Origin of the sequence: Saccharopolyspora hirsuta, assembly GCF_008630535.1 — a bacterium.
Classification (GTDB): Bacteria; Actinomycetota; Actinomycetes; order Mycobacteriales; family Pseudonocardiaceae; genus Saccharopolyspora; species Saccharopolyspora hirsuta.
Genome location: NZ_VWPH01000018.1, coordinates 116,060 through 140,866 on the forward strand (window position 1 = coordinate 116,060; position 24,807 = coordinate 140,866).

Sequence of the window (24,807 nt, forward strand, 5' to 3'; positions counted from 1 at the left end):
CGCAGGTACCCGCACCCGGATGGCTCATGCCGACTCCGCCGGGCCGCACTACCGTCTACCGCGGCCGGTCCAAGCTCCCGGAGGAGGGCCCGATGCAGTTCGGCGTTTCCGCGTTCATCACCGACGAGGGCATCGGCCCGGCCGACCTCGGCCGGGCCCTGGAGGAGCGGGGCTTCGACGCGCTGTTCGTCGCCGAGCACACGCACATCCCGGCGAGCCGGGAGACGCCCTACCCGATGGGCGGCGACCTGCCGCGGATCTACTACCGGACGCTGGACCCGTTCGTCGCGCTGACCGCGGCCGCGGCGGTCACCGAGCGGCTGCTGGTGGCCACCGGGATCGCCCTCGTCGTGGAGCGCGACCCGATCACCACCGCCAAGGAGGTGGCCAGCCTGGACCTGGTCTCGGGCGGCCGGTTCCTGTTCGGGGTGGGCGCCGGGTGGAACCGCGAGGAGATGCGCAACCACGGCACGGACCCGGCCACCCGCGGTGCGCTGATGGACGAGCGGATCCGGGCGATGCGCGCGATCTGGACCGAGGAGGCCGCGGAGTTCCACGGCACGCACGTCGACTTCGACCCGATCTACTCGTGGCCGAAGCCGGTCCAGCAGCCGCACCCGCCCATCTACGTCGGCGGGGAGAGCGAGCGGGCGATCGCGCGGGTCGCCGAGTACGGCGGCGGCTGGCTGCCGCGCGGTGCCGCGGAGAACCTGGTCGAGCTCGTGCCGCAGGTGCGCGACCGGGCGGGCTGGCGGGTGCCGGTCTCGGTGTACGGGGCGCCGCGCGACCCGGCGGTCATCGAGTCCTACGCCGCGGCCGACATCGACCGCACCCTGTTCCTGCTGCCCACCCGGGGCCGCGACGACACCCTCCGCATCCTCGACGAGCTGGCCGAGCTCGCCGCCCGCCTGCGCTGAACGCGAGTTCCGTTGAAATCGGACCTCCGATTTCAACGGAACTCGCGGCAGGGCACAACGCCGGGACGACCGGAGAACTTCTTACATCCTGGTTACTTCCGTGCCACGGGCTGGACATTCCGCCCTTGCGAGCAGATCCTCGTCTCTGCTGCGCACCTGTTGTCTCGCGCAGCGCGCATCCGCAGGAATGGAGTCCGAGGACGGTGGCAACGAACACGGTGCCGAGCGGTGGGACAGCTCGGAAACGCAGGATGACGCCCAAGGAGATCGCCATCTGGGTCCTGGTGGCGATCGTCGGCGCGGTCGCCTGGGGCGTCATCGCGCTGAGCCGGGGCGAGGAGATCTCCGCGGCCTGGCTGGTCTTCGCAGCCCTCGCGTCCTACGCGATCGGATACCGCTTCTACGCGCGGTTCCTCACCTACAAGGTGCTCAAGGCCGATGACACCCGCGCGACCCCGGCCGAGCGGTTGAACAACGGCACCGACTTCCAGCCCACCGACCGGCGGGTGCTGTTCGGGCACCACTTCGCCGCGATCGCCGGGGCCGGTCCGCTGGTCGGCCCGGTGCTGGCCGCGCAGATGGGCTACCTGCCGGGCACCATCTGGATCATCGTCGGCGTCATCTTCGCCGGTGCCGTGCAGGACATGGTGGTGCTGTTCTTCTCCACCCGCCGCAACGGCCGCAGCCTCGGGCAGATGGCCCGCGAGGAGATCGGTCCGATCGGCGGCATCGCGGCGCTGATCGCGGTGCTGGCCATCATGATCATCCTGCTGGCGGTGCTTGCGCTGGTCGTGGTCGGCGCGCTGAAGGGCTCGCCGTGGGGCACCTTCTCCATCGGCATGACCATCCCGATCGCCCTGTTCATGGGCTTCTACCTGCGGTACCTGCGGCCGGGCAAGATCGTCGAGACCTCGGTGATCGGCGTCGCCCTGCTGCTGCTGAGCATCGTCGCGGGCAGCTGGGTGGCCGACTCGGCGCTGGCCGGGTTCTTCACCCTCTCCGGCAACGAGCTGACCTTCGCGCTGATCATCTACGGGTTCATCGCCTCGGTGCTGCCGGTGTGGATGCTGCTGGCGCCGCGCGACTACCTGAGCACCTTCATGAAGGTCGGCGTCGTGGTGATGCTGGCGGTGTCGATCCTGATCGCGCTGCCGGCGATGAAGACCGAGGCGATCACCGAGTTCGCGCTCAACGGCGAGGGACCGGTGTTCTCCGGTTCGCTGTTCCCGTTCGTGTTCATCACGATCGCCTGCGGTGCGCTCTCCGGCTTCCACGCGCTGGTCTCCTCGGGCACCACGCCGAAGATGCTGGAGAAGGAGTCGCAGGTCCGGGTCATCGGCTACGGCGGCATGCTCACCGAGTCGTTCGTGGCGATCATGGCGCTGGCCGCGGCGTGCATCATCGACCCCGGCCTGTACTTCGCGATGAACATGCCCGCCACCGCGCTGGGCGACACGCTGGAGTCGGCGTCGCAGGCGGTGGCCGGGCTGGGCTTCCAGATCTCGCCCGAGCAGCTGGCCGCGGCCGCCGCGGCGGTGGACGAGGAGACGCTGGTCGGCCGCAGCGGCGGCGCCCCCACCCTCGCCGTCGGCCTGTCCGAGGTGTTCTCGCAGGTCATCGGCGGGGACGCGATGAAGGCGTTCTGGTACCACTTCGCGGTGATGTTCGAGGCGCTGTTCATCCTGACCACGGTGGACGCCGGGACCCGGGTCGGCCGGTTCATGCTGCAGGACACCGTGGGCAACGTCTGGAAGCGCTTCGGCGACGTGAGCTGGAAGCCCGGCAACTGGATCGCCAGCGCGGTGATCGTCGGCGCCTGGGGCTACTTCCTGTGGGCGGGCGTGAACGACCCGCTGGGCGGCATCAACCAGCTGTTCCCGCTGTTCGGCATCGCCAACCAGCTGCTGGCGGCGGTGGCGCTGGCGGTGGCCACCACGCTGCTGATCAAGTCGGGGCGGGCGAAGTACGCGTGGGTCACGCTGATCCCGCTGGCCTGGGACGCGGCGGTCACGTTGACCGCGAGCTGGCAGAAGATCTTCTCCGCCGACCCGAAGATCGGCTTCTTCGCGCAGCGCGCCGCCTACCAGGCGGCCCTGGACGCCGGGGAGACCAGCAAGGGCACCGCGCACACCGTCGAGGAGATGCAGAAGGTCGTCGTCAACTCCACCGTGGACGGCGTGCTGAGCATCCTGTTCGCGGTGCTGATCCTGATCGTGCTGGTGGACGCGGTCCGCGTCTGGATCAAGGCGCTGCGCGCCACCGAGCCGCTGCCCACCACCGAAGCCCCGTACGTCAAGTCGGAGCTGTGGGCCCCGTCCGGCCTGATCCCGACCGCTGAGGAACGCCGCGTCCAGAAGGAGCTGGAGGCGGAGAAGGCCGGAGCGGGCACATGACGACCGCGATCCTGACCAGGCTGCGCGGCACGGTCCGCGCGGCCTGGCAGATCGTGCGCGGGGTGGTCGGCGAGAACGCCTACGAGCGCTACCTCGACCACCACCGCCGCAACCACCCGGGCGAGGAGCCGCTCGGGGAGCGGGAGTTCTGGCGCCGCCACGTCGACCGCCAGGACGCCACCCCCGGCTCCCGCTGCTGCTGACCGGTCGAGGCGAAGGGCACCTCCCGCGGAGGTGCCCTTCGCGCTTTCCTAGCGGAGGTCTTCGGTGGCGAGGCGCAGCGCCAGGCCGCCGAAGAGGAGCGCTGCCGCGCGGTCCAGCCAGCGCTGGACGCCGCGGTGGCGGACCAGCACGTTCGACAGCCAGCCGGAGCTCACGCCGACCGCGGCGTCCACGCAGATGCCGACCACGAGGAGCAGCCCGCCGAGGGCGAGCAGCTGCACCGGGACCGGCCAGGGCGCGTCCAGCGAGACGAACTGCGGGACGAACGCCAGGTAGAACAGGATCACCTTGGGGTTGGACACGTTGGTCAGCACGGCCATGCCGTAGATCCGGCCCAGCGACCGGGCCGGTGCTCCCCGCACGTCCGGCAGCGCCGACGACCGCAGCGACTGCACCGCGAGGTAGAGCAGGAACACGACCCCGGCGATCCGGACGACTTCCAGCGCGGCGGGCACCGCCTGGAAGACGGCAGTCAGGCCGAGGGCCGCCGCAACGGTGTGCACCAGCACGCCGGTGGACATGCCCACCGCGGCCACCACACCTCCGCGCGGCCCGGTGGAGATGCCGTTGGCCAGGATGTACATCATGTCCGGGCCGGGCACCAGCGAGATCACCGCTGCCGCGCCGATGAACGCCAGCACGATTCCGAGATCCACGTCAGCCCCCGATCCTCGGGGGCGATGGAGTGCGCGTCAGTTGGGGCTTCCTTTCCGACGTCCGGCACCCCGCGAGGTGCCGCCATCCCGCTCTGGGATGCCCCGGCAGAGTACGACGCCAAACCGACCGCGCAGCCGAATTTCCACCGCAGCGGCGAAAAACCGGTTTCGGCGCGGGCGGCCCGGCGGGAAGAATCGGCGGCATGGAGTTCAGCGGGTTTGATGCGCGCGGGTACCGGACCGTCGACGTCCGGACCGGGTACGGGGAGTGGGTCGGCAAGTACGAGGACACCGTCGAGGACGTCATGGACCTCGCGCTGCTGGAGCGGCTGCGGGAGCCCGAGTGGGCCGCTGTGGGGCGCGCCGCCGACCTCGGCTGCGGGACCGGGCGGACCGGGCAGTGGTTGCGGGGCAAGGGCGTTCCCGCGATCGACGGCGTCGACCTGACCCCGGAGATGCTCGCGCTGGCCCGGCGGCGCGGGGCGCACGACCAGCTCACCGAGGCCGACGTCACCGCCACCGGGCTGGACGAGGGCGCCTACGACCTGGTGATCTCCTCGCTGGTCGACGAGCACCTCGCCGACCTGGCGCCGTTCTACCGGGAGGCCTGGCGGATCGCCGCGCCGAAGGCCGCGTTCGTGCTGGTCGCCTTCCACCCGCACTTCATCATGACCTCCGGCATGCCCACCCACTTCACCAACGACGCCGGGGAGCCGGTGGCGATCACCACCAACGTGCACCTGATCAGCGACCACGTCTCCGCCGCGCTGGCGGCCGGGTGGCGGCTGGCCGAGCTGCACGAGGGGCTGATCGACGACGCCTGGCTCGCGGTGAAGCCGAAGTGGGAGCGGTTCCGCAACCACCCGATCTCCGCCGCCTACGTCTGGCGAAAGGACGGCTGACCGGGAATGCCGGTCCGGTCCGCGGTGTTGGCCGAGGCATGAGCCCTTCACTCGGCAAGATCGGCATCTGGCGGGTCGCCACGCAGCTGGACGCGGAGCTCGCGGCGGAGATCGAGCAGCTCGGCTACGGCACGATCTGGGTGGGCGGCTCGCCGCCCGCGGACCTGGCCGTCGTCGAGCAGCTGCTGGACGCGACCCGGGAGATCACCGTGGCCACCGGGATCGTGAACATCTGGAGCTCCCCCGCCGAGGCCGTCGCCGAGTCGTTCCACCGGATCGACGCCAAGCACCCGGGCCGCTTCGTGCTGGGCATCGGCGCCGGGCACCGGGAGATGAACACCGACTACCGGAAGCCGTACCAGGCGCTGGTCGACTACCTCGACGTGCTCGACGCCGCCGAGGTCCCGAAGTCTCAGCGGGTGCTGGCCGCCCTCGGCCCGAAGGTGCTCCAGCTCGCGCACGACCGCGCGGCCGGAGCCCACCCGTACCTGACCACGCCCGAGCACACCCGCAGCGCCAGGGAGATCCTCGGCGATGCGCTGCTCGCACCGGAGCAGAAGGTCGTCGTCGACACCGATCCGGAGCGCGCCCGCGCGACCGGCCGCGAGACGGTCGGCATGTACCTGAACCTGGCCAACTACACCCGCAACCTGGAGCGCCACGGCTACACGGCCGAGGACGTCACGCCGCCGGGGAGCGACCGGCTGATCGACGCCCTGGCCCTGCACGGCACCGCCGAGCAGATCGCCGAGGGCATCGACGCCCACCTCCGGGCCGGGGCCGACCACGTGGCCGTCCAGGTCCTCGGCGACCCGGCGCCCGCCTACCGCGCGCTGTCCGAAGCGCTCCAGCTGCGCTGATCCACCGACTCCCCTGGGTGTCCACTATGGACATCCAGGAAGACGGCCACGCCGTCGAGGACCCGCTGCAACCCGAACTCGAACCAGCCGTCCACCGCTTCCGGCCCGGGGAGCTCGCCGGTGGCCAGCTCGGTCAACCACGGGTACCGGCCCGAGTCGACCAGCCCCGCGAGCCGGCCGCTGGACCACCACGTCCCGGCGCGCACCCCGGTGTCCCGCAGCGCCTGCGACTCCGCGACCACGAGCAGCGCCATGCCCTGCACGTATCCGCTCACCAGCAGGTACGTGGACAGCGCTGCGCGGGGGTCGAGGCCGCGGCCGGTCAGCGCGGTCATCGACCGGTCGACGGAGGCGAGCACCGCACCCGCCAGCGGCGGGCGGGTGCTCGCCAGGACCGCCAGCACCCACGGGCGCCGCTGGTAGAGCTGCCACTCCTGGCGGGCCTGGTGTTCCAGCTGCGCTCGCCAGTCCGCGGACCGCGGCGATGACGAGTGCTCGGCGAACACGGCTTCGACCATCGCGGTGACCAGCTCGTCCTTGCTCCGCACGTGCCGGTACAACGTCATCGCGGCGACGCCGAGCTGCGCGGCGACGCGCTGCATCGACACCGCCGACATCCCCTCCGCGTCAGCCAGCCGGATCGCGGCCCGCACCACGCCGACGCGGTCGACCCCAACCGCAGGTCGAGGCTTGGGTGCCGAGCGCCGGTTGAGCACGCCGTCCTTGCGGGCCCGGTACGCCCGCGCCTGGCAAGCCCTCCCGCAGTAGCGGCGAGGCCTGCCCCGACCCGCGACCGGCAGCTCCGCACCGCACTGGGCGCACCGCATCCGCACCCCTTTTCGTCACAACACGTTCCGTGACGAAACTACTCGAAACCGGCAGCAGCCGCCGGAATGCTGGTGCTCGCAACGCCCGTACGACACCGGAGCAGACCATGATCACCGTCCGCGCGGCCACCCCGTCGGAACTCGCCCGCATCACCCCGGCCTACGCGGCCGCCTTCGCCGATGAGGCGGTGGTCGCGTGGGTCGTGCCGAACGCCGCCGAGTCCGACCTCGCGGAGTTCTTCCAGCAGTCCGTGGCCGCGGCCCTGCGCGAGGACGAGGTCCTGCTCGCCGAGCACCCGGACGGCACCATCGCGGGCCTGTCGGTGTGGTCGGAGACGATGTCGGCCACGCGCCTGCGCAGCACGGCGGCCGAACTCGCGGACGCTGCCGAACCCGCCCTCCGGCGAACGGCCACCGTCCTCCGCCGCACAGCCGACCAGCACCCGGAGGAATCGCACCTCTACCTGTCGGCCATGGCGGTGGTACCCGAGTTCCGCGGCTCCGGCGCGGGAACCGCGATGCTGCGCCACCGCCTCACCCGAGCCGACGCCGAGCACCGACCGACGTACCTAGAAGCCAGCACCCCGCGCAGCACGCACCTCTACGCCCGCCACGGATTCCGCCCGACAGCCAACCCGATCGACCTCCCGGACGGCCCCCGCCTCCAACCCATGTGGCGCGACCCGAAATGAGTTGCTCGCGTCGAACACCCAGTTCGGCGGCGTGGAATCGGGTGGTGGCGGCCACCGCGGCGAGTTCCTAGCGGAAACATGGGTGTCCACTGTGCACAGATCACCGGGCCCACTCGCTCGTGCTGGCGGCGACGCGTCGGCGGATGTGCTCCAGCGCATCGTCGAGCGCGGCCCTGTTCTGCGGGTTGAACCACCTCTCCCGCAGGGCTTCGTTGTTGCCGCCGGGAGTTTCGTGCGCTCGGGCCAGTTCGGACAGGCTGGTGCTCTGGTCGGCGACGCTGATGCCCGAGAACATGCTGCGCACGTAGCTCTCCGCCGCGTCGGCCGCCATGCCTTGGCGCGCGATCCAGGCGGCGACGGCGTCCAGGTAGTGCAGGTAGCTGGAGATCGATGCCGTGGCGGCGGAAAGCGCGTCGAAGGTGGTGGGTTCCTCGACCACGAGCGCGCCGCCGAGCCGGTCGAACAGCTCCTCCGCGGCCGGGTGCGCCGGGTGCACGGCGGTGATGCCGCGCCGCTCCCGCACCGCGGGCAGCGGGATCGACCGGACCACCGTCACGCCGTCGCCGAGCAGCGCGCTCAGCGCTTCGACGGACCACCCCGCGACCGCACTGATGACGACCCGATCGCCCGGCACGCGCAGCCCGGCGAGGGCCTCGCGCACGTTGTCGGGCCGGACAGCGAGGAGGATCAGCGGCGCCGCATCGACGACCGACTGGTTGTCCGCGCGGACGTGGACGTCGGGGTACCGGCGTGCCAGCTCGTTCGCGATCCGCGCGTTGCGCGGCGAGAGGTGCACCGTCGGGCCCTCGGGCGCGAGCCCGTCCACGATGTCCCGGGCGATGGATCCGGTTCCGATGATGCCGATGATCATGAGCGCTCCAGCGCGGGTCGCGGGTTGGCTCCGGTGATGAGCGTGGCGATCCTGCGGTGCGGGATCCGGCCCGCGGCGATCGCCGCGATCCCGGCCGCACCGGCCGGTTCCGCCAGCACGGAGAGGTGCTCCGCGACGAGCCCCATCGCGTCGCGGAGTTCGCCGTCGTCGACCAGCACGATCTCGTCGACCAGGTCGCGCACCCGAGCGACCGCCTCGGGGTGCGGGCGCGGGATCGTGATGCCCTCGGCGAAGCTGCTCGTCGGTGCGACGGTGACCGGATGACCGGCCTGGACGCTGCGCTGCATCGCGGGCGCGGCCGTCGCGTTGACGCCGATGATGCGGGTGCGGGGCGCGTGCTCGCGCAGCCAGAGCGCGAGCCCGCTGATCAGGCTGCCGTCGCCGATGGGCGCGACCACCGCGTCGAACTCGCCGTCGCGGGCCAGCTCCTCGGCGATCGTGGCCGCCCCTTCGGCGATCCCCGGGTGAACGCCGTCGACCACCAGATGCGCTCCGGTCTCCGCGGCCGAGGACGCAGCGGCGCGGCTCGCCGCTTCCGCGCCGCCCTCGACCTCGACGACCTGCGCCCCGAAGGCCGTCATCCGCGCGCGCTTGACCGGGTTGATGTCGGTGGACGTGCAGACCACGACGCGCAGGCCGCGAGCGCGGCCGATGTGCGCCACCGCCTGCCCGAAGTTGCCCGACGAAGCGCACACGACCGTCTCGCCAGCGGGCACGTCGGCGAGGGCGACGGCCACACCGCGTCCCTTGAAGCTGCGGATGGGGTTCGCGGTCTCCACCTTGACGGTGACGCTGCGCCCGAGGGCCTCGTTGAGCAGTTCGTCCTCGTACTGCGGGGTGTCGAGGAAGCACGGGGGAATGACGGCTCTCGCCTTCGCGATGAGCGCGTTGGGCTGATCCATGCCTCGAACGCTAGGCAACCCGGTCCGGTACGCGCTTGCGTTGTTTGCGCCGGGACGCAATATTTTTGCGCATGCCCGCCAAGCAGCGACCGCTGGACGAGATCGACGCGCAACTGCTGGACCTCCTCCAGGCCGACGCGGATCGAACCCTCCGCGAGCTCGGCGACGAGGTCGGCCTGTCCCCCAGCGCGGTCCAGCGCCGCATCACGGGCTACAAGACCACCGGACTCCTGCGCACCGTCGCCGTCGTCAACACCGACCGAACCCCGTCCCTGACCCAGGCGCTCGTGCTGCTGACCCTGGTAGAGGAGTCCCCCGAGCACCACCGGCGCATCGCCGACCGGCTCCGCGCGCAACCGGAGGTCCAGCAGTGCTACGCCCTCTCCGGCCGGTGGGACTACGCCGTCCTGCTCACGGCCACCTCGATCCGAGCCCTCCGAGACCTGAGCGACGCCCTGTTCAAGACCGACGACAACATCCGCCGCTACGACACGATGTTCCTGCTGGACACGGTCAAGAGCGGCACAACCCTGCCGAGCGAATTCCTCCTCCCCTGAACCCGCATTTCCGCACAGCAATACACCTTGGTTGTCGGCACCATCTTGACCGCTGGCGTCGGTTACGTTGTTGACCACCACTACGACGATGTCAAAGATGGGATTTGCGAGACGGGCAAGCGGCTCGAAGAGATCAATCCGAAGATGACGCGGTGACACACTCGATGTTTGCAGACCTCCCGGTGAAGCCCGACCCCCGTACCGGTGAACCCAGGCCGCCAGAGGCACCGCTTGCCCTCGGCAAGATGGGACCCGCGCCAACCAAGAACCTCGACAAGGCCGGCCAGACTCCCGACGAGCGGGGACCAGCACTGGACGTCTTCATCCAGGACAAGCGAACGGTTCTGCTCGGGTCCTTGATCGTGATGGGCGTCATCATAATCGGGGCCAGCCTGCAACGCGGTAGCTTCGAGTGGATGTCGGACCCGGTGATGTTGGGCATCGTCGGGCTGGCCGGGCTGATCATGCTGGTGTCGGGGTGGAACGTTCACCTCACGGCAGGCGCCGACTGGCTGCGCGTCAACCGCAAATGGGTTGACACATACAGGATCACGAAAATCCACCTCTACGGCATCGTCTTTGGCTGGACCCTGGTTCTGCACGATGCAGACGGCAGGAAGGTCCGCGTTTACATCGGAAGCCTCGAAGCGAACCGGGAATTGTGGGCACTCGTCTACAACGGCCTGGCGCACTCGGTCAGGGCAGGTGCGACCTTGAACGCCCTGGCCGGCAACATGCTCAAGCTCCGCAGGTTTGCGAACAGCGGGTGATGGCCTTGTCCCAGCAGCCCAAGATCCCGGACAAGGTCGCCTGGCCGGTCATCATCGCGTTCGGCCTGGTATCGCTCATCCTCTACCTCGCCGCCCCGGAGATCTTTTTCCCAGCGGCCGCGGTTTTCGCCGTGATCGCTCTTGTCGCTGGAGGAATCTTCCTGATCTGGTTCCACCTTCGCGACTGAAAATGAAGAAACCCCTCTCCTTGACAATCCAACGCCAGGGGAGCTCTTTTTCGACACCCCGAAAGAGCGCATCGCGGGAAGCACAGGAAATCGCCAACAGGAAATGCAGGTCCGAATTACGGCCCAGGAGGCAATCACATCACACCTCGCGCCGACCATCATCACATAGAAGCAAGGAAATTCCTGCCCCAAGCAAGAAGTTCTGGGGCGGGAGGCTAGAAATTGACCCAGGCGCAGCCACGCCAATAAACTTCAGCCTCTACGGCCGCAAAGTTGACACTCTGAATTTATCCCGCACCCACCAGCCCAGGTGACCGCCGCCTCGGCCGGGACGAAGACGACGCGCCGATCCCGACGCCATCGTGGGCCGGTGGCCCGCCCCCACTCGGTCGGCAAACAACGGGACATCCACAACACCAACCGGTCCTGGCGAAAGTTCCGCACCAACCACGGATACGATGATTGGCTGACCTTCCGCACATTCCGCCGGACGGTCACGAGGCTGTTGGACGAGTCGGGGGTGTCGGCCCGCCTGATCGCCGCGCACCTGTGGCACCCCGGCCGAGCATCACGCAGGACACTTGCATGCAGCGACGGACCATCAGCCGCAGGACCGCGAAAGCCCTGGAGAAGCTGCCCAGCAAGGGCGATCGAACGAAACGTATGGGAAATGCAGGGGGACGATCTCGACCTTGATCAGGCAGAACTGTTCTCACCTGCAGAAGGAGTGGGGCAGGTGGGACTTGAACCCACGACCTGACGGATTATGAGTCCGCTGCTCTGACCTGCTGAGCTACTGCCCCCGTGGTGTTGGCAACACTGGCGATCGTAGCGAGGTGCCGGGGGGTTGCGACCTTCGGGTGGACCCGCCGAGCGGCCTACCGGCCGATTGGTCGGACCGGTCGAATGCGCTGCGCACGGCGCTGCGCCGACCGGACTAGCGGGCTCGGCCGGGCATGAGAAAGGGCGGCGCACCGCGGTGCGCCGCCCGGTTCGGTCGCGACCCGTCAGCTCAGGAAGCTGAAGACGTCGAACGCGCCGGTGAGCTGGCCGATGACCACCATCGCGGCCATCAGCGCGGCGATCCCGGCGACGGTCAGCACCGCCAGCATCACCAGGTAGACGAGCGCCTTGATCGGCTTCGGCAACTTGGTCACCGAAGCCAGGTCGGGCAGCGAGAGGTGCGAGTTCTTGCCGATCCCTGGTGCGGACATCCTGACTTCCCCCGTCCTGTAGTCAGTCCCCTCGGACCACTGCTAGAGAGACGAAGCACAACGGCAATCCGTTGCGCGAAACGCATCACGAGTTCGTTTCGGTCAGCAATCGGGCGGATCAACCAGCGTGGTCGGTCGTCGGTCCGCGGGTCACGCGGCTCGCACAAATCATCTGCGCCGACGCCGTTGACCGCGAGTCGAGCAAGGACGTGATCGCGCACTGATCCGGGATTGTTATCCATCCCGACCCCGAGTCGCCCGGACAGGTGAACCACTGTCGCCGCGACCACGACGTCGCGGCAGTCCCGTCCGGATGTTGCAACTGCGAAAACCGCTTCAGCGCACCGCTTCCCGCGTCCGCGTTCGCTGCCGATCACCCCGATTGCGGTACCGAAGTACCCACCACCGATCTTAGCGAACGCCAGCGCGGCACCCGCGACGCGGCACGTGTTATCGCGATCACCCGGCGACGTCCGCTTCGGACACCCGGCGTCCACTGTGCGGAGAGGACGTCAGCTCCCGGCGCTCGGCGAGGCCAGCTCGGCCAGGTGGTCGCGCAAGATCTGCTTGAGCTTCTTGGGCTGGTGCTTGTCCGGCCAGAGAGCGCCCTGGAACGCGAGCCCGTCCAGCAGCGCGTACGTGCTGCGGGCCGCGCTGTCGATCGAGCGCCCTTCGCCGAGGCCGCCCGTGGCGTGCAGGACCTCCACCGCGTGGCGGACCAGGTCGGCGAGCTGCGACTCCACCTTCTCCCCCACCGCGCGCAATCCCGGGTGCGTCTGCGCGCGCACCAGGAAGGCCAGGTAGACGCCCTGCTCCAGGCGCCGGTCGGCGTCGAGCGGGATGAGCTCCTCCAGGAGGCGGCGAACGCCCTCGGGGGTTCCGGCGTCCTCGAGGCGCGCCCGGGCGCGGACCGCCACGCGGTCGGCCACCGCGTGCATGGCGAACTCCAGCAGCTCGTCCTGCGTGGTGAAGAAGTAGCGCAGCGAGGTCGGCGACATCTGCGCCTGCGCCGCCACCGTCCGCACCGACACCGCGTGGATCCCGTCGCGCCGGGCCACCTGCCACAACGCCTCGGCGATGCGCAGTCGGCGCTCTTCGTGGTCCACGATCTTCGGCATGCGGCTTTTATAGCACAGCTGTACCGGATACTATTCAGCACACCTGTACCAAATCAGAGGAGCCGCTGATGCGAACGCTGCTGTGGATCGTCGGTGTCGTGCTGCTGCTGCAAGGCCTCGCACCGCTGGCGCAGAGCGCCTTCGGCAACGACCCGACCGAGAGCTTCTTCCTGGTCAACCTCGTGCCCGCGGCCCAGCCCTGGGTGAACCTGGCACTGGCCGCGCTGGGCGCCGGAGCGCTGCTCCTCGCCGAGCGGAACCACGCGCGCGCCCGGTGACCCGAGCGCAAACGGCCGTCCTGTGGGTCGCCGTGGTCGGCCTCGCCCCCGGACTGCCCGCGTCGCTGGCCGTCGCGGCGGGCTGGGCCGCCGGACGCCTGGTGCTCCCGCCGATCGTGCTCGCGGTGCTGCTGGTCCTCGCGTTCAGCGGGCGGAAGCTCCGCCCCGTGCTGCTCGTGCTGGCCGCGACGGTGGCCGGGTTGTACGCGATCACCGTCGTCGCGGAGCGGCTCGGGCCGTGGCTGAGCTCGCAGCCGATCGCCGTCGGCATCCTCGTGGTCAACGGCGCGAAGCTGGTTCCGGTGGCCCTGGTCGCGCTCGTGCTGGTCGTCCACCGCCCGCGCGTCGAGGACTCCGCGCTGCGGTTCGGCGACCCGCGGGCGGCGACCGGGCTCCGCGTGGCCGGGCGGGCGCTGGACTGGCGGTGGACCGGTACCGCCGTCGCCGTCCTGCTGGTCGGCGGTCCGGTCCTCGCCAGTGCCGAGCTGCTCGACGCCGACGGGCTGCGCGCCGCCGCCCGGTGGCTGCCGGTGTGCGCGCTGGCGGCGCTGATCAACTCCGCGGCCGAGGAGCTCCTGTTCCGCCACGGCGTCAACGCCGTCGCAGCCCCGCTCCTCGGCCGCACCGCGCTGATCGCGCTGACCACGGCGTACTTCGGGATCACGCACCTCAACGGCACGCCGGGCGGCCTGGCCGGGGTCCTGCTCGGCGGCGGCTTCGGCCTGGTCCTGGCGATCGCCGTCGCGCAGACGCGCGGCTTCTGCTGGAACTGGCCGCTGCACTTCGTCGCCGACCTGGTGATCTTCTCCCTCGGCGTCGCCCTCGGCGGCTAGTTCGGCAGGACCTCGCGGAGCCGGGGCTCGAAGGCCGCCGGGTCGTGGGCGAAGCCGATGTGATCTCCGGGGAACAGCACCGGGTCCACGCCCAGCTCCGCGGCCAGCGCCTTCGAGGCGCGCTCGCACAGCTGCCCGCCCGACTCCTCGCCGATGCCGACCACGATGCGGGTCGGCGCCGCGCGCAGCGCCTTGAGGTCGGGCACCCAGTGCCCGGTGGCGCGGAGCATGTGCGCGTGCTGGTAGTGGTCGTCGGCGATCTGCTGCTCGTCGCGCTCGGCGCCGAAGATCTCCCCGACCACCTCCGGCGGCATGTCGATGTTGGCCATGGCCAGGAACTTCCGCCAGCCGCCCACGTGGTCGCCGGACAGGTGGGTGGCGATGACGTCCTCGGTGCTCGCGCGCAGCTGCTCGCGGTCCGGCAGCAGCTCGCACAGCGGCGGCTCGTGCGCCACCACCGTGCTGACCAGGTCGGGCCGCGCCTGCACCAGGGCCAGCGCGCTGACCGCTCCCCCGCTGGAACCGAACACCGCCGCCGGTCCCTCGCCGACGTGGGCGATGAGGCGGGCGAGGTCGTCGGCGCGCAGCTCGGGCGTCGAGTCCTGCTCCGGGTCGTCCAGCGGGCTGCGGTTGATGCCGCGCGGGTCGGTGGTGAGCACCGCGTGGTCGACGGCGAGCCGGTCGGCCAGCCCCTCGAACGACCTGGCGTCCATCGGTGCGCCGACCAGCACCACGAGCGGACCTCGCCCGCGCACCTCGTAGTGCAGTCGGCCGTCGGGCACCCGGAGCAGGCCGGTGGTGGGCACGTTGGTCATGACTTTCCTCCTCGCAAGCGGTTCACCGGTGGTGACCGCCGCAGCGGGGGCAGAATCATCGCTGTGAGCGAGATTTCTTCCAGCGCGGTGGACGACCGCGACCTCGCCCTGGCGCGCGAGGGCGACGACGCCGCGTTCAACCGGCTCGTCGCACCGCTGCGCCGGGAGCTGCACGCGCACTGCTACCGCATGCTCGGCTCCGTGCACGACGCCGACGACGCCCTGCAGGACGCCCTGGTGCGGGCGTGGCGCGGACTGGCGCGGTTCGAGGGCCGCAGCTCCGTCCGCACCTGGCTGCACACCATCGCCACCCGCACCTGCCTGGACACCATCGAGAGCCGCGGCAAGCGGGCCCTGCCCGTCGACCTCGGGCCGTCCAGCGAACGCGCGGTGATCGGCGACGCCCCGCTCACCGACGTCGCGTGGCTGGGCCCGTACCCGGACGCCGGGCTCAGCAGCGGTCGCGCTGCGCCGGAGGCGCGCTACGAGCAGCGCGAGGCCGTCGAGCTCGCCTTCGTCGCCGCGCTCCAGCACCTGCCCGGCAACCAGCGGGCGGCGCTGCTGATGTTCGAGGTGCTGGGCTTCTCCGCCGCCGAGATCGCCGAGGCGATGGGCACCTCGACCGCGTCGGTGAACAGCGCCCTGCAGCGCGCCCGCCGGATCGTGACCGAGAAGGTCCCGGACCGCAGCCAGCAGCGGACGTTGCGGCAGCTCGCGCACGAGCGGGTGCGGGCGATCGTCGCGGACTTCTCCACCGCGCTGGAGCGGGGCGACGCCGATTCCCTGCTCGCGCTGCTCACCGAGGACGTCACCTGGTCGATGCCGCCGCTGCCGCACTGGTACCGCGGCGTCGAGGCGGTGATGGACTTCGCCGTCCGGGTCCCGCTGACCTCGTGCGGGTCCTGGCGGCACCTCCCGACCAGCGCCAACGGCCAGCCCGCGGTGGCCTGCTACCTCCGCCGCGACGGCGAGACCGCGCACCGGGCTTGGGCGATCAACGTGCTCACGCTGCACGACGGCCTGATCCGGGAGATCACGGCGTTCGTCGGCGCCGAGCACTTCACGGCCTTCGGGCTGCCGTCGGAGTTGCGGTAGGGGTCCGTGCGCACTTTCTGGTGCCATAGCCCCAGAAAGTGCGCACGAGCACGGCTGAACCGAATTCGCCCGGCCAGCCCAGGACTGCCCCGGTCCGGCGACGGCCACGCCGCGCGTTCGGCGACGGTCCGCCACCGCGATGCCGCTGCCGCCCCCGTCCGGCGGCCGCCGCGACACGGGTGCCGCAGTCCTGCTCACCCGGCGCGATCCCCGGTTCGGGCGGGTGCTTCCGCGCGGACGGCACCATGGGGTGCGAGCCGGAAACACTGGGGAGCAGCCGTGACTGTGATCGCGTTCTCCGACGATGAGCACGAGCACGAGCTGGATGCGCGCCGACCGGACCTGGGGCATCCCGGGAAGTTCCACCGCGAGCGCTTCCACCAGCGCCGAACGCCCGCCCACCGGCGCTTCGCGCGCTGCATCGAACGCCACCCCGTCTACCTGAAGCGCAATCCCGGAGCTGGCAACGACTTCCACTGGGCGCACCTGGCCGGGCGCACCTGCTCGCGCGGCATCCCGGCGGAGCCGTCGGAGCAGCAGGTGCGCAAGATGCTGCGCGCCCGGACCGCGGTGGCCTTCGACCGGGCCGGGAACGCGCGCCGGGGCTCCGCCCTGCGGTTCGAGTGCCCGGACGGCACCCGCTTCGCCCTGCCCGTCCAGGTCCGCCGCGCCGGTGCCCGCCCGGCGCGCGACGTGCCCTGCGTGCGGCTGATCCGCCCGGCCCGGAACGAGCGCCGCGACATCGCCGACCTCAACGTCTTCGTCACCGGCGTCGTGCACCCCAGCTGGGAGGACTGCGGGCGGGGCGGCCAGTGCTGGCGCCGGCGGCTGCGCGGTACCGACCGCTGCCCCGGCCACCTCCGGTGGCGGACCACGGTGCACGGCGAGGAGGTCGTCAACGCCACGACGTCCCGCTACGAGCGCGCGGCCGCGATGCTCGGCATCGACACCTTCGCCGCGCGCATCACCTGCGGCGAGCTGGTGATCGTCGAGGTCGACCGGGACGACCGCCCGGACGCCTTCCCGGTGATCTCCACCCCCGAGGGCGCCGTGCAGGCCGCGCGGTACGGCGCGGAGCTCGCGGAGTGGCGGGCGCGCACCAACCTCGGCCGCATGGCGGGCCGGGCGCGGGAGATCGCCGCCCACCGCGGCGCGCTCGTCCGGTCCGTCCCGGAGGTGGAGCGGTTCCTCGACCAGCTGGCGTCGCCCGGCAGCACGGTGGTGACCGGCGAGATCCTCCTGGTGCCCACCGCATCCGACCGCGACCGGATCAGCGCCGTCGACGCGGCCTGGCCGGGACGGCTCCTCGACGTGATCGCGATGCCGACCGGATAACGGGAAAACCGGCAGACCCAATTCCGCTGGAATATTCCAGAGAAAGGCCTCTCCGGGAATCCGCGCCAATCGCGGACCGATGCCGATCAGGTGCTGTACCTTGGGGTCGATCTTGGCCCGCGCACGAGGGGACAGCCACGATGACGGAAACCCCGGGACCGCTGGAACGGCTGGTCGCCTCCGAAGCCGGGGCGGACCACGTGCCCGCGGAGATCAACACCGAGAAGGTCTCGATCGCGCGCATCTACGACTTCGCGCTCGGCGGCAAGGACAACTTCGCGGTGGACCGGGCCGCGGCCGAGGCGATGACCGCGGTGGTCCCGGAGGCCATGCTGCTGGCCAAGGCGAACCGGTACTTCCTGCGCCAGGCCGTGCGCTACCTGGTGGGCGAGGCCGGGATCCGGCAGATCGTCGACATCGGGTCCGGGCTGCCCACCGCGGGCAACGTGCACGAGATCGCGCAGGAGATCGCCCCCGAGACGCGCGTCGTCTACGTGGACAACGACCCGATCGTGCTCGCCCACGGCCGCGCCCTGCTGGCCGCCAACGACCGGACCGCCTTCCTCAACGCGGACCTGCGCGAACCCGAGGCGATCTTCGCGCACCCGGAGACCGGGCGGCTGATCGACCAGGCGGAACCGTTCGCCGTGCTGCTGGGCGGCGTCCTGATGCACCTGGAGGACGAGGAGGACCCCGAGGGCGTGGCGGCCGGGATCCGCGACCGGCTGCCCTCCGGCGGTTTCCTGATGGTGTCCAACACCTGCGACAACGGCGAGCCGCGCGCCCTGGAGCTGTCCCGGGTCTTCGCCGAGAGCGGCATGGGCACCCGCTGCTTCCGCACCTGGGACGAGCAGATCCGCTACTTCGACGGCCTGGAGCTGGTCGAGCCCGGCCTGGTCCCGCACAACCAGTGGCGCGCGGGCCCGGACATGCCCGAGCCGACCAGCCCGGCCCACGCCATGCACATCGGCGGCATCGGCCGCAAGCCCTGAGGTCGTGAGTGCGAAGACCGGCTCCAGCCGGTTTTCGCACTCACGACGCGGCGCGGCACAGGTGACGCGAGTGCGCAGCAGGTCTTGAGCACGGGCGCTCGCCCCCTTGGCACGGTGAACTGAATCACGTAGCCTCCTGTCACCCAAGAACGTGAAATTGGTTCGCATTCATCGAGGAGTGCAGGCCCATGCCCGTTGCCAGGAGGCAGGTGCTGGCGGCTGCGGCGGCAGCACCGCTGGTCGCTTCGGCGCTCGGCGGCCCCGCCGCCGCAGCCGGAACCACCGCAGGAACCGGGGAATACCTGGTCGGTCGCGGCATCGCCGACGTCACCGGCCCGGCCGCCGAGAACGGCATGATGGGCTACTCGATGCCCCAGCAGCAGACCGCGGGCATCCACCTGCGCACCCTCGCGCGCGCGTTCGTCGTCGACGACGGCGAGCAGCGCGTCGTGTTCGTGACCGCCGAGCTCGGCGCGCTGTTCCAGTCGGTGCACCAAGGAGTTCTGCGCAAGCTCCGGGAAACCCACGGCGACCGCTACACCGAGCAGAACGTCCTGCTCAACGCCACGCACACGCACGCCGCGTGCGGCGGCGACTCGCACTACGCCGCCTACGACCTGTCGATCCTCGGCTTCCAGGAGCAGACCTACAACGCCGTCGTCGACGGCATCACCGAGGCCATCTCCCGAGCGCACGCCGACCTCAAGCCCGGCACCCTGCACCTGGGCCGGGCGGTGCTGACCGACGCCAGCGCGAACCGGTCGCGCAGCGCGTTCGACCTCAACCCCCGGGCCGACAAGGACCACTTCCCGCTGGCCATCGACCCGGCGGTGACCGTGCTGCGGTTCGCGCAGGGCGACCGGGACGTCGGCGCGATCACCTGGTTCGCCACCCACGGCACCTCGATGACCAACACCAACCGGCTGATCAGCTCGGACAACAAGGGCTACGCCGCGTTCGCCTGGGAGCAGCTGGACCCGGACTTCGTCGCCTGCTTCGCGCAGACCAACGCCGGTGACATGTCGCCGAACCTGAACCTGTCGCCCGGTTCCGGGCCGACCGAGGACGAGTTCGAGAACACCCGGATCATCGGCGACCGCCAGTTCCGCGCCGCCAAGCGCGCTTTCGACGCCGCGCGGGAGCAGATCACCGGCGCGGTGGACCACCGGATGTGCTTCGTCGACATGTCGAAGGTCACTGTGGACGGTCGGTTCACCCCGGACGGCCAGCAGCACGCCACGTGCACCGCGGCGATCGGGGTGTCCATGCTGGCCGGGAGCCGCGAGGACGGACCCGGCCTGCCGATCCCGGAAGGCGTCCGCAACCCGTTCCTCGACTGGCTGGGCGGCGCGGACGTGCCGATCCCGGACTGGCTGGCCGACGCGCAGGCGCCGAAGCCGGTCGCGGTGCCGTTCGGCGCGATGCAGCCGTACCCGTGGTGCCCGGAAGTGCTGCCGCTGCAGCTGATCCGCATCGGCCAGCTGCACCTGGTGGCGGTGCCCGCCGAGTGCACCATCGTGGCCGGGCTGCGGATCCGCCGCTCGGTCGCCGAGGAGCTGGGCGTACCGCTGGAGAACGTGCTGCTGCAGGGCTACGCCAACGCCTACAGCCAGTACGTGACCACGCCGGAGGAGTACGACGCGCAGCAGTACGAAGGTGCGTCAACGCTGTTCGGCCAGTACACGCTGCCCGCCTACCAGCAGGAGTTCGCCCGGCTGGCCGCGGCGATGCGCTCCGGGACCGAGGTGCCGCCGGGTCCGACACCGCGCGACCTGCGCGGCAAGCTGATCAACTTCCAGCCGGGCGTGGTCTTCGACGACAAGCCGCCGGGCCGCGAGTTCGGCGACGTGCTCACCGAACCGGCCAGCCGCTACCGCCGCGGCGAGCAGGCCAGCACGGCGTTCGTGACCGGCCACCCGAAGAACGACCTGCGGCGCGGCGGCACCTTCGCCGAGGTCCAGCGCCAGGTGAACGGCGAGTGGCGGCGGGTGGCCGACGACCGCCACTGGTCGACGAAGTACCGCTGGGCGCGCAGCGGCCCGGCGACCTCGACCGCGACCATCACCTGGGACATCCCGCCCAACACCCCGGCGGGCCGCTACCGCATCGTGCACCACGGCAACTGGAAGAACGGCTGGAACGGCGAGATCACGGCCTTCACCGGCACCACCCGGACGTTCGTCGTCACCTGACCCTCGTGGGTGCGCCACGGTGTTCGAACACCGTGGCGCACCCACGAGCTTCACACCCAGCCCGCGCCGAGCTTCTCCAGACGTTGGTGCAGCTCAGCGGGCCAGTCGACCTGGCCCACGGTTGCGTAGTCGACGTGCAGGACGTCCTTGACGTCGCGGTCGCCGACCACCAGGACCTTGCGGTTCGCCTCCAGGACCACGTCCATGCCGTCCGGCCCGGCGAAGAAGGACACCTCGAGCTCGTTGATCTGCCCGTACCTCGGCGATCCGCTGAACTCGATCTCCTGGTGGAACGGCAGCTCCTGCCGGGTCCGGCGGAACCGGCCCATCTCCACGTCGGCGTGGTGCAGCCGGAACCCGAGCGCCTCCACCGCCTCCAGCAGCACGTGCTGCGCGGGCAGCGCGCCGATGCCGATCGGGTCGGTGTCGGTCGAGTCGAACGACCCCTTGATCTCCAGCTGGGTGCGCACCGCGACGAACATGCCGGGCATCGGGCCGTGCTTGTAGTGCGTGATGGGTGTTTCGAACGGCACCGGGGCCTCGAACGGGATCTCCACGACCTGCCCGGGCTGCAGGACGACGCCGCGCTGCACGTCGGTCCGCCCGAAGCCGCGCGTCACCTCCCGCTTCCCGTCGGGGTAGAGCTCGCGGCGCCGGCGGCGTTCGTCGTGGTCGTGCGGGAGGCGGTCCGGGACCTTCTCCTTGACGTGCGTGACGAACTCGACGAACACGCCGTCCAAGGGCTGCTGGACCTCCCCGCCCCGCAGCCGAACGGTCCCGCGCACGACGCCGCCGGGCTGCACGCCCGGGGTGTCCAGCACGGTGTCCACCTCAGCGCCACCCACTCCGACGGCGGCCAACAGCTTCTTGAACATGCCGCCCAGTGTTCCCGGTCGAAGCGGTCCGCGCGGGCGAACGGCGGAATCTACTGGCTGCTCACCGCGACGCGCAGGCCGAGCGCGATCAGGACGGTCCCGGTGATCGCTTCGATCCGCCGCCGGATCTTGGCCTTCCGGAACCACGCCCCCGCGCGAGCGACGCTGGCGGCCAGCGCGAGGTACAGGGCGGTTTCCACCGTCACCTGGACCAGCGCGAGCACCGCGGTGGTGCTCAGCAACGGCCAGTTCTCCGGGATGAACTGCGGGTAGAAGGCGAACATGAAGATCGCGGCCTTCGGGTTCGCCAGCTGCACGACCACTCCCTCCCCCACCGCGCGGGCGAAGGACCGGCCGCCGGGATCTCCGGCGGGGACCGGCGCCTCGACGCCTCCCCGGAACACCGCGATCCACGAGCGGATCCCGAGGTAGACGAGGAACGCGGCGCCCGCCAGGCGCAGCACGAGGTACGCGGTCTCCGAAGCCGCCACGAGGGCGGTCAAACCGGCCCCGGCGGCGATCGCCCAGATGTAGAGGCCCGCTTCCAGACCGAGCACGGTGCCGACCGCCGACCTGAACCCGCGCAGCGCGGCCCGGCGGAAGATCAGCGCCATGGCGGGACCGGGGGACGCCGAGATGAGCAGGACGGCCAGCAGGAAGGCGGGGAGCGACCCGATCAGATCCACGCGGCGGATTGTGGCACTCCCGCCGCTCCAACGCTGCCCCCCTTTTCGACCAGGTCGGCAGGCCCATCGAAAGATGATCTATTGATTCTCGACAGATATCGATCGATAATCGATATGTGCACCCATTCATCACCACCGCACTCCGGATCTGCATCGTCGCCGAGATCGCCGGGGTGATCTGATGGCGATCGTCGTCGACCTCGACGTCCAGCTCGCCAAGCGCGGCCTGTCGGTCGGCGAGTTCGCCGAGGCCGTCGGCATCACGCCCGCCAACATCGCGGTGCTGAAGAACGGCCGGGCGAAGGCCGTCCGGTTCACCACCCTCGACGCGATCTGCCGCACGCTCGACTGCCAACCCGGAGACGTCCTGCGCTGGGTCCCCGACGACGCGGAGCGCTGATCCGGCGAGGAATCCGAAGGGGGTTCAGCACGGCGCGATGTCGTGAAATCCCCTGCTGCAGGTTGACTTTCACAACTGCCGCGGCGATCTTCCCGCACTTCCACCGGAAATGAGCAGCGCAGTCATCCGCCCGAGTGGCGGATCATTCCCTTTGGTGTGGCTGCGAAGGCGCATGGCCCCGAACCCGTGCACCGTACATCTTGCCGATCGGCGCGCACCCCCCAGGTCCCGGAAATCCGGGACAGCCGCCGACCCGGCGACGAACAACGGATGGGAGTTCAAGCAATGCGCACTTCGCTTCGTCTTCTCGGTGTCACCGCTGCCTGCGCCGCCGCCCTGGCCATCGGCTCGCCCGCCTTCGCCAGCGGGCACCACGGCGACAACGCGGGCTCGTACGCCCAGGGCGGCAACGGTGTCGGTGGCAACGGTGGCGTCGGCGTCAACGTCCTGAGCGGCATCAGCGCTCTGTCCAGCGGTGACGGCGGCAACGCCTCCGCGGGCAACGGCGGCGCGGGCATCGGCGGCGACGCCTTCTCCGCGGCGGGCAACAACTGACGCCCGCGGTCCTCACCTGAGCCAAGGGTGCGCCGACCGGCTCCGCGCCGGTCGGCGCACCTGCGCGAGCAGCCCGGTGCACGATCCGGTGAACGCCGGGGCGAACCGCCCCGCGCAACTCGGGCGACCCCGCGATCCCGCTGCTAACTTCGAGCCCGGCGGAGGAATTCGCCGTCCACCAAGCGGAAGGTGAACGTCTTCTGCGCACGGGACCGCCGCACGTCGGGGGGTGGCGGTCCCGTTCGACGTTCACCAGGTGGCGGTGACCGTTCCGCGTCCGCCGACTCCGGAGGATCAGGAGCGGCATCCCGAACGCCCCGGCAGCGGCGACGAGCAACCAGGTGCGCGCGTAGACATGCAATCACGCTCGCCAGAGCACCGCCGAGAGCGGGGAAATCGGCGGAATCCGGAGCGCGACCGCTGCCGCGCTGGTGTCGGCGAGGACCCGCTCGGCCCAGCAGGCGAAGGCCCACGCCGACCGGACGTCGCCGCAACGCGCGGCGATTCCGAGGATTTCGCGTTGCAGAGCGGGCAGTTCGAAGGACGGCACGGTCGGATTCGCACGACTCGCTTCAGTCTCCGTGATCCCTCCATTGCTACCAGCAAAACCGTTGCCCCTCAAGGAGATCAGCAGATGCTTGATCGAAGTAGTCGGCTCAGACACCCTGTTCCAGTTCGTCCCGGCGAACAAGGAGATCAAGCGCGCCTTCTACGAAGCAGCAGCCCAACGCCTGCTCTTCTACCGAGGAGACAACCAAGCCCCCTCAGCAGCCGTCACCCCCGAAGTCGTCGAAGAAGCTCTAGCCCGCTTCCGAACGGCCTGCACAACCGTCGCAGGCCGCTGGCCAACCACCGAGGCAACCCGAGAAACCGCAAAAACTCTCGTAACCCACTACCTAAACGACTAACCCCACGACGGCCGCGCCCGCTGCAAGGGAATGAGAACGTCAAGCGCGCCAGGAATCGAGCACCGCAGCGTTGAGCGCACTGTCGGCGGTAGGCGATCGGGTTCTCGACGGCACTGTGGGGGCTGGGCAGGTCCACATCGTTGCTGGGCCGCGGACGGGATTCCGGCAGCGAGGCGACGAGCCTGACGCCCAGGGGCTGCGAGATTGCCGGATCCAGTCCTCGCAGCACTCGCAACAGGGAGACGAGCGACTCGCTGGCCGCCCTGATGGCGGTCGCGGCCACAAGAGCGATTTCGTCGAGCTTGGTTCTGCCATCGCGCGATGAGCAGCCTGGTGTTCTCGACAGCAGCCGGGGCGAAACCGCGCTCACGCGCATCCGCGATGGCGGAGTCGGAGAACAGCTGCACGTCCTCGAGCGTGATCCGGTACTGGTGCAGCTTGCCCGCGGCCTTGCGATGGGCATCCGCCGCGTGCAGCCAGTTCTTCCCCATGGCGAGCCGTACGTCGTCGAATCGATCCCGCGCGCAGCCGTCCCAGCTGTCGGCGCGGAGCGACGAGATGCTCCGACCAGTCGTCTCGAGGCGATCGGCCAGCTCCTTCAGACGAGCGCACTCGCTCTCGATGCCGTCAGACGAGTTGCGCTGAAACTCGGACAGTTCCGCGGCGAGCAGGTCATTCTCCAGCTCACCGGGGTTGAGCCATCGCCGAAACCTCGCCCCGTGGGCGCAGGCTC

28 protein-coding genes and 1 tRNA gene are annotated in these 24,807 nt (G+C 70.5%); 17 read left to right on the forward strand and 12 right to left on the reverse strand.

Annotated elements, in window-relative coordinates; translation table 11 throughout:
* Positions 1-92: 92 nt before the first annotated feature.
* The 3 genes from F1721_RS31250 (at position 93) to F1721_RS31260 (ending at position 3,513) form a co-directional block, all read left to right on the forward strand.
* Positions 93-917 carry an LLM class F420-dependent oxidoreductase gene (locus tag F1721_RS31250; protein WP_150070473.1) on the forward strand — a complete coding sequence of 275 codons (825 nt, stop codon included), beginning with the start codon at positions 93-95 and terminating at the stop codon, positions 915-917.
* Between the two features lie 251 nt (positions 918-1,168).
* The gene (locus F1721_RS31255; RefSeq protein WP_170301663.1) at positions 1,169-3,310 is read left to right on the forward strand and encodes a carbon starvation CstA family protein; all 2,142 of its coding nucleotides are present in this window, start codon (positions 1,169-1,171) and stop codon (positions 3,308-3,310) included.
* Positions 3,307-3,513: a YbdD/YjiX family protein gene (locus F1721_RS31260; protein ID WP_150070423.1), complete on the forward strand. Its 207-nt coding sequence runs from the start codon at positions 3,307-3,309 to the stop codon at positions 3,511-3,513. The genes F1721_RS31255 and F1721_RS31260 overlap by 4 nt, the downstream gene beginning before the upstream one ends.
* Before the next feature lie 48 nt (positions 3,514-3,561).
* On the opposite strand, the gene F1721_RS31265 is transcribed toward F1721_RS31260, so the two are convergent.
* Entirely contained in the window at positions 3,562-4,188 is a 627-nt protein-coding gene (locus F1721_RS31265) for a LysE family translocator (RefSeq protein ID WP_150070424.1), read from the reverse strand.
* Between the two features lie 203 nt (positions 4,189-4,391).
* Between F1721_RS31265 and F1721_RS31270 the strand changes: the two genes are divergently transcribed.
* Together F1721_RS31270 and F1721_RS31275 are read left to right on the forward strand one after the other, a co-directional pair.
* The gene (locus F1721_RS31270; protein WP_150070425.1) at positions 4,392-5,090 is read left to right on the forward strand and encodes a class I SAM-dependent DNA methyltransferase; all 699 of its coding nucleotides are present in this window, start codon (positions 4,392-4,394) and stop codon (positions 5,088-5,090) included.
* Positions 5,091-5,128: 38 nt separating this feature from the next.
* Positions 5,129-5,950, forward strand: coding sequence for an LLM class F420-dependent oxidoreductase (locus tag F1721_RS31275; RefSeq protein ID WP_150070426.1), 822 nt, complete (start codon positions 5,129-5,131; stop codon positions 5,948-5,950).
* On the opposite strand, the gene F1721_RS31280 is transcribed toward F1721_RS31275, so the two are convergent.
* The gene (locus tag F1721_RS31280) at positions 5,914-6,777 is read right to left on the reverse strand and encodes a TetR/AcrR family transcriptional regulator (RefSeq protein ID WP_150070427.1); all 864 of its coding nucleotides are present in this window, start codon (positions 6,775-6,777) and stop codon (positions 5,914-5,916) included. The genes F1721_RS31275 and F1721_RS31280 overlap by 37 nt on opposite strands.
* A gap of 107 nt (positions 6,778-6,884) precedes the next feature.
* On the opposite strand from F1721_RS31280, the gene F1721_RS31285 reads away from it, so the two are divergent.
* On the forward strand, positions 6,885-7,469 hold the full coding sequence (locus F1721_RS31285; protein WP_150070428.1) for a GNAT family N-acetyltransferase: 585 nt from the start codon (positions 6,885-6,887) through the stop codon (positions 7,467-7,469).
* Positions 7,470-7,569: 100 nt separating this feature from the next.
* Here F1721_RS31285 and F1721_RS31290 read toward each other — a convergent pair whose 3' ends face one another.
* Positions 7,570-8,340 carry an NAD(P)-binding domain-containing protein gene (locus F1721_RS31290; protein ID WP_150070429.1) on the reverse strand — a complete coding sequence of 257 codons (771 nt, stop codon included), beginning with the start codon at positions 8,338-8,340 and terminating at the stop codon, positions 7,570-7,572.
* Entirely contained in the window at positions 8,337-9,263 is a 927-nt protein-coding gene (locus F1721_RS31295) for a threonine ammonia-lyase (RefSeq protein ID WP_150070430.1), read from the reverse strand. The genes F1721_RS31290 and F1721_RS31295 overlap by 4 nt, the downstream gene beginning before the upstream one ends.
* Positions 9,264-9,334: 71 nt before the next feature.
* Here F1721_RS31295 and F1721_RS31300 point away from each other — a divergent pair, with 71 nt between their 5' ends.
* The 3 genes from F1721_RS31300 to F1721_RS31310 all read left to right on the forward strand — a co-directional run bounded on the left by F1721_RS31300 (position 9,335) and on the right by F1721_RS31310 (position 10,778).
* Positions 9,335-9,820: an Lrp/AsnC family transcriptional regulator gene (locus F1721_RS31300; RefSeq protein WP_150070431.1), complete on the forward strand. Its 486-nt coding sequence runs from the start codon at positions 9,335-9,337 to the stop codon at positions 9,818-9,820.
* A gap of 152 nt (positions 9,821-9,972) precedes the next feature.
* A complete protein-coding gene (locus tag F1721_RS31305) occupies positions 9,973-10,590 on the forward strand; it encodes a hypothetical protein (RefSeq protein ID WP_150070432.1) in 618 nt (205 codons plus the stop codon).
* 5 nt (positions 10,591-10,595) lie between these two features.
* The gene (locus tag F1721_RS31310) at positions 10,596-10,778 is read left to right on the forward strand and encodes a hypothetical protein (RefSeq protein WP_150070433.1); all 183 of its coding nucleotides are present in this window, start codon (positions 10,596-10,598) and stop codon (positions 10,776-10,778) included.
* Between the two features lie 728 nt (positions 10,779-11,506).
* Here the strand turns inward: F1721_RS31310 and F1721_RS31315 are convergent.
* From F1721_RS31315 to F1721_RS31325, 3 genes are all read right to left on the reverse strand, one after another.
* A tRNA-Ile gene (locus F1721_RS31315) sits at positions 11,507-11,581 on the reverse strand.
* A 204-nt stretch (positions 11,582-11,785) separates the two neighbouring features.
* Positions 11,786-11,992, reverse strand: coding sequence for a hypothetical protein (locus tag F1721_RS31320; protein ID WP_150070434.1), 207 nt, complete (start codon positions 11,990-11,992; stop codon positions 11,786-11,788).
* A 512-nt stretch (positions 11,993-12,504) separates the two neighbouring features.
* Entirely contained in the window at positions 12,505-13,110 is a 606-nt protein-coding gene (locus F1721_RS31325; RefSeq protein ID WP_150070435.1) for a TetR/AcrR family transcriptional regulator, read from the reverse strand.
* Positions 13,111-13,178: 68 nt separating this feature from the next.
* Between F1721_RS31325 and F1721_RS31330 the strand changes: the two genes are divergently transcribed.
* Both F1721_RS31330 and F1721_RS31335 read left to right on the forward strand, forming a co-directional pair.
* Positions 13,179-13,388 (forward strand): hypothetical protein, encoded by a 210-nt coding sequence (locus F1721_RS31330; RefSeq protein ID WP_150070436.1) that lies wholly within the window; start codon positions 13,179-13,181, stop codon positions 13,386-13,388.
* The gene (locus F1721_RS31335; protein ID WP_150070437.1) at positions 13,385-14,221 is read left to right on the forward strand and encodes a CPBP family glutamic-type intramembrane protease; all 837 of its coding nucleotides are present in this window, start codon (positions 13,385-13,387) and stop codon (positions 14,219-14,221) included. Before F1721_RS31330 ends, F1721_RS31335 begins: the two co-directional genes overlap by 4 nt.
* Here the strand turns inward: F1721_RS31335 and F1721_RS31340 are convergent.
* Positions 14,218-15,036, reverse strand: a complete 819-nt coding sequence (locus tag F1721_RS31340; RefSeq protein WP_150070438.1) for an alpha/beta fold hydrolase — start codon at positions 15,034-15,036, stop codon at positions 14,218-14,220. The two genes, F1721_RS31335 and F1721_RS31340, sit on opposite strands and share 4 nt — an antisense overlap.
* Positions 15,037-15,099: 63 nt before the next feature.
* Between F1721_RS31340 and F1721_RS31345 the strand changes: the two genes are divergently transcribed.
* The 4 genes from F1721_RS31345 to F1721_RS31360 all read left to right on the forward strand — a co-directional run bounded on the left by F1721_RS31345 (position 15,100) and on the right by F1721_RS31360 (position 20,650).
* The gene (locus tag F1721_RS31345; RefSeq protein WP_150070439.1) at positions 15,100-16,131 is read left to right on the forward strand and encodes a sigma-70 family RNA polymerase sigma factor; all 1,032 of its coding nucleotides are present in this window, start codon (positions 15,100-15,102) and stop codon (positions 16,129-16,131) included.
* Between the two features lie 279 nt (positions 16,132-16,410).
* Complete coding sequence (locus F1721_RS31350; RefSeq protein ID WP_150070440.1) at positions 16,411-17,466, forward strand: hypothetical protein; 1,056 nt, start codon at positions 16,411-16,413, stop codon at positions 17,464-17,466.
* A gap of 140 nt (positions 17,467-17,606) precedes the next feature.
* Positions 17,607-18,458: an SAM-dependent methyltransferase gene (locus tag F1721_RS31355; protein WP_150070441.1), complete on the forward strand. Its 852-nt coding sequence runs from the start codon at positions 17,607-17,609 to the stop codon at positions 18,456-18,458.
* A gap of 188 nt (positions 18,459-18,646) precedes the next feature.
* Positions 18,647-20,650 carry a neutral/alkaline ceramidase gene (locus F1721_RS31360; protein ID WP_150070442.1) on the forward strand — a complete coding sequence of 668 codons (2,004 nt, stop codon included), beginning with the start codon at positions 18,647-18,649 and terminating at the stop codon, positions 20,648-20,650.
* Positions 20,651-20,700: 50 nt separating this feature from the next.
* Here F1721_RS31360 and F1721_RS31365 read toward each other — a convergent pair whose 3' ends face one another.
* A complete protein-coding gene (locus tag F1721_RS31365; protein ID WP_150070443.1) occupies positions 20,701-21,525 on the reverse strand; it encodes a sporulation protein in 825 nt (274 codons plus the stop codon).
* A 50-nt stretch (positions 21,526-21,575) separates the two neighbouring features.
* The gene (locus F1721_RS31370) at positions 21,576-22,211 is read right to left on the reverse strand and encodes a LysE family translocator (RefSeq protein ID WP_150070444.1); all 636 of its coding nucleotides are present in this window, start codon (positions 22,209-22,211) and stop codon (positions 21,576-21,578) included.
* Between the two features lie 148 nt (positions 22,212-22,359).
* Between F1721_RS31370 and F1721_RS31375 the strand changes: the two genes are divergently transcribed.
* Positions 22,360-22,611, forward strand: coding sequence for a helix-turn-helix domain-containing protein (locus F1721_RS31375; RefSeq protein WP_281288831.1), 252 nt, complete (start codon positions 22,360-22,362; stop codon positions 22,609-22,611).
* A gap of 285 nt (positions 22,612-22,896) precedes the next feature.
* Positions 22,897-23,166, forward strand: coding sequence for a hypothetical protein (locus F1721_RS31380; RefSeq protein WP_150070446.1), 270 nt, complete (start codon positions 22,897-22,899; stop codon positions 23,164-23,166).
* A 361-nt stretch (positions 23,167-23,527) separates the two neighbouring features.
* Here F1721_RS31380 and F1721_RS31385 read toward each other — a convergent pair whose 3' ends face one another.
* Together F1721_RS31385 and F1721_RS35720 are read right to left on the reverse strand one after the other, a co-directional pair.
* Positions 23,528-23,866, reverse strand: coding sequence for a hypothetical protein (locus tag F1721_RS31385; RefSeq protein ID WP_150070447.1), 339 nt, complete (start codon positions 23,864-23,866; stop codon positions 23,528-23,530).
* A 204-nt stretch (positions 23,867-24,070) separates the two neighbouring features.
* A complete protein-coding gene (locus tag F1721_RS35720) occupies positions 24,071-24,757 on the reverse strand; it encodes a putative T7SS-secreted protein (RefSeq protein ID WP_350942249.1) in 687 nt (228 codons plus the stop codon).
* Positions 24,758-24,807 lie beyond the last annotated feature (50 nt).